5 protein-coding genes are annotated in these 6,953 nt (G+C 74.3%); all 5 read left to right on the forward strand.

The genetic code is table 11. The features are described 5' to 3' along the window. Nucleotides 1-144: 144 nt before the first annotated feature. The 5 genes from IF30_RS0116645 to IF30_RS46745 all read left to right on the forward strand — a co-directional run bounded on the left by IF30_RS0116645 (nucleotide 145) and on the right by IF30_RS46745 (nucleotide 6,801). On the forward strand, nucleotides 145-1,299 hold the full coding sequence (locus IF30_RS0116645; protein WP_030238350.1) for a CapA family protein: 1,155 nt from the start codon (nucleotides 145-147) through the stop codon (nucleotides 1,297-1,299). A 20-nt stretch (nucleotides 1,300-1,319) separates the two neighbouring features. Then, on the forward strand, nucleotides 1,320-1,853 hold the full coding sequence (locus IF30_RS0116650) for a GNAT family N-acetyltransferase (protein WP_030238353.1): 534 nt from the start codon (nucleotides 1,320-1,322) through the stop codon (nucleotides 1,851-1,853). 338 nt (nucleotides 1,854-2,191) lie between these two features. Next, nucleotides 2,192-2,668 carry a MarR family winged helix-turn-helix transcriptional regulator gene (locus IF30_RS0116655; RefSeq protein ID WP_030238356.1) on the forward strand — a complete coding sequence of 159 codons (477 nt, stop codon included), beginning with the start codon at nucleotides 2,192-2,194 and terminating at the stop codon, nucleotides 2,666-2,668. 135 nt (nucleotides 2,669-2,803) lie between these two features. Continuing rightward, nucleotides 2,804-4,426 carry a lipase maturation factor family protein gene (locus tag IF30_RS0116660; RefSeq protein ID WP_078891437.1) on the forward strand — a complete coding sequence of 541 codons (1,623 nt, stop codon included), beginning with the start codon at nucleotides 2,804-2,806 and terminating at the stop codon, nucleotides 4,424-4,426. Nucleotides 4,427-4,632: 206 nt separating this feature from the next. Beyond that, complete coding sequence (locus IF30_RS46745; protein ID WP_030238361.1) at nucleotides 4,633-6,801, forward strand: hypothetical protein; 2,169 nt, start codon at nucleotides 4,633-4,635, stop codon at nucleotides 6,799-6,801. Nucleotides 6,802-6,953 lie beyond the last annotated feature (152 nt).

The raw sequence follows: 6,953 nt of genomic DNA on the forward strand, positions 1-6,953 counted from the left end.
GGGAGGGGCGGATGGGACGAGTGGGCCGACGGCGAGGCGGCCGATGTCCTCTTGTGTCCGGAATGTTTCTGGTTCGGGCCCGAATGGTGGTGATCCGGTGGCGTAGGCTGTCCGCTCTTGCATCGTCCTCGGGGGGAACCACTCATGCGCCGTGCCGCGGCCGCCGTCGCGCTGTTCGTCGGACTGACCGCCGTCACCGCCTGCGGACCGGACGACCCCGCCCCCGCCGCCGCTCACGCGCCGACCGGTGCCGCGCCCGCGCCGACCTCCGTCGACACGACGCCGGGGGCCCCGTCCTCCGGCCCGGCCCCGGGCAAGAGCAGCGCGCCCCGACCGGACGGCAGCATCACCGTCGCCTTCGCCGGGGACGTCCACTTCGAGGGGCGCACCGAGGCCCGGCTCGCCGTCAAGCCACCGGAGCCGGCCCTCGGCCCGATCGCCGCCACCCTCGCCGACGCCGACCTGTCCGTCCTCAACCTGGAGACCGCGATCACCGGGCGCGGCGCCCCGGAACCGAAGACGTACACCTTCCGCACCTCGCCCAAGGCGCTGTCGGTACTCAAGGACTCGGGCGTCGACGTCGTCTCCATGGCCAACAACCACGCGGTGGACTTCGGCGCCGACGGCCTCACCGACACCCTCGCCGCCAAGGACTCCGCGCCGATACCGGTCGTCGGCGTCGGGCACGACGCCAAGGAGGCGTACGCCCCGTACGTCACCACCGTGCGCGGGGTGAAGGTCGCCGTGGTGGCCGCCAGCCAGGTCGAGGACCTCACCAACCAGAAGTGGCGGGCCGGCGCGAACAAGCCGGGCATCGCCTCGGCGCTGGACGTCCCGGCACTGGTCAAGGCGGTGGAGGCGGCGAAGCAGCAGTCCCCGGTCGTGCTCGTCTACCTGCACTGGGGCGACGAGGGCAAGGCCTGCCCGACCACCGCGCAGACCACCATCGCCAAGAAGCTCGCCGGCGCCGGTGCCACCGCCGTCGTCGGCACCCACGCGCACACCATGGTCGGCTCCGGCATGCTCGGCGCCACCTACGTCGGCTACGGCTTCGGCAACTTCCTCTGGTACGGCACCTCCGACTACGCGAACTCCAACGAGACCGGTGTCACCACCCTCACCCTCACCGCCGACGGCAAGGTGACCGGCGAGGCCTTCACACCGGCCACCATCGACGACAAGGGCATCCCGGAACCGGTCACCGGCGCCGCCGCCGAGGCCGCCCTCAAGCGCCGCGACGGCCTGCGCGGCTGCACGGGCCTCTCCCCGGCGCCGAAGGCTCCCGCAGTGTCGCAGTGAGGTGGCCCTACCATCGCCTGATGGTGGGACACGAGGAACTGACGACGGATCGGCTTTCACTGCGGCGCCCGGCCGAGGACGACATCGACGTGATCCTCGCCGTCCACAGCGACCTGGCCGCCTGCCACCACAACCCCTCCGACGCGCTCGCCACCCGGGCCGACGCCGCCGAACGGTACGGCCGCTGGAACGCGCTGTGGGAACGCCGCGGCTACGGCTACTGGACGGTCCGCGAGCGCAGCGCCCCGGCCGTGCTCGGATTCTGCGGAGTGAAGCCGATGGAGCTGGCCGGCCTGCCGGTCCTCAACCTCTTCTACCGCTTCGCCCCCGCCGCCTGGGGCCGCGGCCTGGCGAGCGAGGCCGCCACCGCAGTGACGGCCTGGGCGGCCACCGCCGTGCCCGACCTCCCGCTGGTCGCCCGCATCCGCCCGGCCAACCTCGCCTCCCAGCGCGTCGCCCTGCGCGCCGGCCTGCGACGTGCGGAGCACCTGGACGGGGAGGGCTACGACGGCTTCGACCTGATCTACGCGACCAACCTGCCCGCCGGGCAGTAGTCCTGCCGTCGGGTAGGCGCCCTGAGCTCCGGGCGTCGTCGCCCGTCAAGGTAAGAACGCGGCAAGAGGATTGACTGATCGTCAATTACGCCGGGTTGCCGTGCTGGTGAACGTCGTCGGCCTCCCGATTGCCGCCCCGGCCGCCGAACCCGTCGAGAAGGTGGGGGCGGTGGGGGCGGTCGGGGCGGTGGGGGTGGTGTTCCCGGCCTCCGACCAGCAGCTCCGCCGTGAGGCCGAACTGTTTGCATGGACCGGTTATCCGCGCCGACTGGCATACTTGGGACGAGGGAGGCCCGACACACAGGGCAGCGGAAGTGCGGCGGAAGGGACGGCGTGCCATGGGGATCCGCGACGACGCGGCCGAGGTCCGGGCCCGTGGCTGGCGCACCCTCGCCGCGCTGCACGGGATGATCGACACCGCGCTGGAGAAGGCGCTCCAAGCCGAATCCCGGCTCTCGGTGGTCGAGTACACGGTGCTGGACGCGCTGTCACGGCAGGACGGCTGGCACATGCGGATGCAGCAGTTGGCCCGGGCGGCGGCGCTGAGCAGCAGCGCGACCACCCGGCTGGTGAGCCGCCTGGAGGACCGGGGCCTGCTGAGCCGCTACCTGTGCGCGGACGACCGGCGCGGCATCTACACCGAGCTGACCCAGGACGGCCGAGACCTGCTGGCGGCAGCCCGCCCGGTGCACGACGCCACCCTGGAGGCGACCCTGGCCCAGGCCACCGCGGTGCCCGAGCTGGCCCCACTGGTGGACTCCCTCGCGGCACCCGACCCGGCACCCGACCCGGCACCCGACCCGGCGCACGCCTGACGACGGCCCTCTGCGGTCCGGCGCGGTCCCGCCCTACGGCGCAGCACAGTTCGGCCGGGCCGAGCGGGTGAACCGTCCGCCCTCCGCGCCCCGGCCGGGCCCGTCCGCGGCGCGGCGGTGGTAGGCATGGGCCGCATGGACTGGTTCGCCGCCCCCGACTACTGGTTGAGCCGACTGCTCGTCCAACGCCTGCTCGCTGCCGTCTACCTGACCGGATTCATCGCCGCCGCCGCGCAGTTCCGCGCCCTCATCGGCGAGGACGGCATGCTGCCGGTGCCCCGCTTCACCGCCCGCGTCCCGTTCCGGCAGTCCCCCGGGCTGTTCCACCTCCACTACAGTGACCGCTTCTTCGCCGCCGTCGCGTGGAGCGGGGCCGCCCTCGCCGCCGCCGTCACGGCCGGCCTCGCCGACGCCGTCCCGCTGTGGGCGTCGATCCTGCTGTGGGCGGTGCTCTGGGCCCTCTACCTCTCCGTCGTCAACGTCGGGCAGACCTGGTACTCCTTCGGCTGGGAGTCCCTGCTGCTCGAAGCCGGCTTCCTCGCCGCCTTCCTCGGCAACGCCGACACCGCCCCGCCCACCCTGGTGCTGTGGCTGATGCGCTGGCTGGTCTTCCGGGTCGAGTTCGGCGCCGGACTGATCAAACTGCGCGGAGACAGCTGCTGGCGGGACCTGACCTGCCTCCGCTACCACCACGAGACGCAGCCGATGCCCGGCCCGCTCAGCTGGTTCTTCCACCACCTGCCCGACCCGCTGCACCGGGTCGAGGCCGCGGCCAACCACGTCGTCCAACTCGCCGTCCCCGTCTGCCTGCTGCTACCGCAGCCGGTCGCCAGTTACGCCGCCTGCGCCGTGATCGCCACCCAGCTGTGGCTGATCGCCTCCGGCAACTTCGCCTGGCTCAACTGGCTCACCGTGACCCTGGCCCTCGCCGCCGTCGAACCGGCCCGCCTCGGCCTGCCCGTCCACACCCCCGACCGCCCCGGCGCCCCGCTCTGGTACGAGGCGCTGGTGATCGCGCTGACCGTGGCGGTCGTCGTCCTCAGCTACTGGCCGGTGCGGAACATGGTCTCCCGCGGGCAGGCCATGAACCGCTCGTTCAACCGGCTCCACCTCGTCAACACCTACGGCGCCTTCGGCAGCGTCAACCGCCTCCGCCAGGAGGTCGTGGTCGAGGGCACCGACGAGGCCGTCCTCACCCCGCAGACCGTGTGGCGCGAGTACGGCTTCAAGGGCAAACCCGGCGACGTGCGCCGCCTCCCCCGCCAGTACGCCCCCTACCACCTGCGGCTCGACTGGCTGATGTGGTTCGCCGGCATCTCGCCCGGCTACGCGCGTCCCTGGTTCCTGCCCTTCGTCGCCCGCCTGCTGGCAGGCGACCGGGCCACGCTGCGCCTGCTGCGCCACAACCCGTTCCCGGACGCCCCGCCGACCCACGTCCGGGCGACCCTCTACCTCTACCGGTTCACCGATTGGCGCGAACTGCGGGAAACCGGCGCGTGGTGGCACCGCACGGCGCTGCACGAGTACCTCGCGCCGGTCGACCTGCACGCCGTCGGCCGGGCAGGCTACCGGCCGCCACCCGGCCGGCCAGGCCGCGGCGTTCGCGAGATCCCGCTGGAGCGGCCGCGCCGGCCCGGCCGGCACCCCGGCCGGAATCCCGTCCAGCGCCCCGCCCACCGCCCCGGACCGCCCGGCGAACCGGGGGCCGTGCACCCGCCCCGACCAGCACCGGACCACCCGGGCGGGCCCCCCGAGTAGCGGCCAGGCGGGCGGTATGGGATACGACACCGGCCCGTCGGGGCGGTGGGTGCGTGCAAGGCTCGAACGGGCACCCGTATTCTGGGCGTCCACAACCGGCAGGCCGACCGCGCGCCCCCTCGCCCCGCCCCGGGGCGACCCCGCGCACCCGGTCCGCCGCCCCCTCGCCGCCAGCCCCGCCGTCGTCGCCCAGAACCGGACCTCACATGACAGTGCTTCACTCGCGCAACGCCGACGCAGCCGACCCGGTGGACGTCGCCGACGCCGCAGACGTCAAGGACTCCCAGGACGCCGCCGCGGAGCCCGACCTCCGCGAGGACCTCGGCCGCTACGCCGAACTCGGGGCCTTCACGCTCAGCGCCGACACCCACGCCTGGTACGCGGCCGTCGACACCGTCGCCACCCCCGAGGACGCCCGCGCCGCCTCCACCGCGCTCGCCGAACTGCGCGGCCACGACCTCCAGCAGACCTGGGAGGCCGTCACCGCCCTGGCCGCCGAGGTCAAGCTGGACGAACCGGACACCGTCGCCAAGACGGCGCTCCTGGTCGAGATGCTCCACCGGGTGCACCGCACCTCCGCCACCCTCGCCGCCGCCGCGTACGACGCCGACCTCGGCGCCCTCGCCGCAGCCACCGCCGACAGCGCCTGGCGCCGCGAGAACGGCGTCAAGCTCTCCTGGCTGCGAGCCCGTTCGCTGCGCAAGCAGGCCACCGCGCTCGCCACCGACCGCCGCATCCGCCGGGAGGACCTGCACGAGGCCCTCGCCTCCGCCGAGATCGAGCGCCGCGCCTGGGCCGCCCTGGCCCCTGCCGGCACCCTCCCGGTGGTACCCGCCGACGGCGCCCTGGTCGAGCGCACCGCCCAGGCCTTCGAGGCGATCAACACCGGCCTGAACGGGCTCGCCCGCCTGCTGCCCGACCACGACCTGGAGGCGCTGCCCTTCGCGGAGCTGATCGACCTGGTCGAGCGCCTCGCCTCCGACGAGGGCACCCTCTACCGCCTGCCCACCATCCGCAGCCTGCGCTCCACCCTGGAGGAGGCCGGGCTCGGCGACCTGCTCGCCGAACTCGCCACCGCCAAGGCCGACCGCCGCGCCGCCGAGGCCGCGTACGCGGCCCGCCAGGCGCTGGCCGGCGGGCAGCGGGACCGGCTGACGGCGGAGGCTGCCGCCGACGAGACGGTGGTCGAGGCGTCGGTCGAGACGCCGGTCGAGTCGACGGTCGGCGAGGAACTGGCGGTCGAGGAACCGGAGACCGAGGAGCGGGCGGCCGAGGGGTCGGGCGCGGAGCTGTCGGACGCCGAGGCCGAGGCTGCTGCGCGTCAGGCGCTGGCCGGTGGGCAGCGCGACGGGCTCGTGGAGGAGGCTCCGGAGGCGGCGGCGGCTCCTGCCGAGGAGGCCGTCGAGACCGAGCCTGCCGCCGAGACCGAGGCTGCCGTCGAGACCGAGGTTGCCGCCGCGACCGAGGCTGAGGTTGCCGTCGAGGCGGAGACCGAGAGCGACGCGGAGCCCGACATCGTCGCCGGGGCTGAGGACGAGGCAGTGCCGGGTGCCGACGCGGACACCTCTGATGACGAGCCGACCGCGCTGGAAGACGAGCTGACGGAGGAGGCCCCGGCCGCGGTGGTCACCCTCCCGGCGCCTTCTCCGGCCGCCGACGACCTGGTCGCCACCGCGACCGCTGCCCCGGCGGATGCCGCGGCCGACGCCGCGGCCGATGCCACGGTGGCGGACGAGGCTGCGGGCGAGAGTGCCGAAGCCGCCGTCGAGGTCGAGGCGCCCGCCGCCGAGGAGGAGGTGGCGGAGACCGCCGTCGTGGCCGAGACGCCCGCTGCCGAGGCCGACGAGGCCGCCGAGGTCGACGAAGCCGCCACCGCTACGGTCGAGGCCGAGCCCGTGGCCGAGGAGTCGGCGGACGAGCCGGTGGCCGACGAGCCGGTCGCCGAGGCCGGGGCTGTTGCGGTGGAGGCTGCGGAACCGGCCGCCGAGCCTGCCGTCGAGGCTGAGGCCCCGGCCGTCGAGGCTGAGGCACCCGCTGTTGAGCCTGAGGCTGCCGTCGTAACGGCAGTAGTGGAGGAGAAGGAGGCCGAGCCCGAGGCCGCCGTCGACACCCCCGCTCCCGCCGCTGAGCCCGCCGCTGAGCCCGCCGCGGACTTTCCGGCCCGGCCCGCGAAGCCGGACTTCACGCCCGGCCGACCGGTCACCGCCTACTCGCCCGAGGAACTGCTCGCCGTCGTCCGGTGGCTGGACGGCGACGGTGTCGAGCGGACCGACGAGGAACTGCTGCGGGCGGCCATGAAGGAGTTCGGCTTCGCCCGCCTCGGTCCCCGCATCAAGGAGGCGCTGGGCACCGCCGTCGCCGCCGCCCGCGGCTGACGGGGAGCCACCGCCGCAACACCACCGGAACCACCAGGGCCCGGGGCGCGATCGGCGGTTTTTAGTGGTCGTTGCAACACGTGGTCGGTTGTCTAGGCCGCGAGGAGTTTAGCCAGACGCTCGGCTGGGGTTTCCCAGCCGAGCGTCTTGCG

Origin of the sequence: Streptomyces sp. NRRL S-350 (assembly GCF_000719705.1) — a bacterium.
Lineage (GTDB): Bacteria > Actinomycetota > Actinomycetes > Streptomycetales > Streptomycetaceae > Kitasatospora.